Source organism: Acidovorax cavernicola (assembly GCF_003581445.1).
Map to the genome: position 1 here is coordinate 1 of NZ_QXMN01000322.1, position 631 is coordinate 631.

The 631-nt window shown below is 69.1% G+C and carries 1 protein-coding gene; it reads right to left on the reverse strand.

Translation table 11 applies throughout. The features are described from left to right. Positions 1–631: HrpE/YscL family type III secretion apparatus protein (locus tag D3H34_RS33430; RefSeq protein WP_167481335.1), on the reverse strand; the 631-nt coding region annotated here is incomplete at both ends.

Here is a 631-nt window from a genome sequence, read left to right on the forward strand (position 1 = left end):
ACGCGGCTGCCCAGCCCTTTCTGGAACGCTTTCTCGAGCGCCGCGATCTGGCCGTCGATGCTGGCTTCGACCAGGCCGATCTCGCTTTCCAGGATGCAGGCATGCGGGCCCAGGCGGCCGTCGGCGATGATGTCCAGATAGCCCACGCCGGGATAGGCGGACAGCAGGTCGTTGACGCGCGCGCGCACCACCTCGACCTGCTGCGGATGCAGGCGCAGCGTCATCTGCTTCTGGTTGCGCACCACCGACAGCGCGTTGCGCACGACGATCAGCACGCGGTCGGCATCGCTGTAGTCATCGATGATCTTGCGCACCGCGCCCATGACCAGCGCCACCATGTCGGCTTCGACCTGGGCGAAGTAGTCGACGGTGCGCCCCACGGTCTCGATCATCTTCTCGGCCTGGGCCATCTGCGCTTCGGCCAGGCCTTCGGCGTAGCCGCGCGCGCATTCCTGGTCGTAGGCGGCCTGGGCGTCGGCGACGATCGCCTGCGCCTGCTCACGGGCCGCGGCGATCAGGTCCTCGGCCTGCGCCCAGGCGGTGATCTCCGCGGCGCGCAGAACCCGCGTGCCCGGAGCGATGCGTGCCTGCAGCCGGCGCTGCGGCGTCAGTGGATCGTGGGGAATGAGGA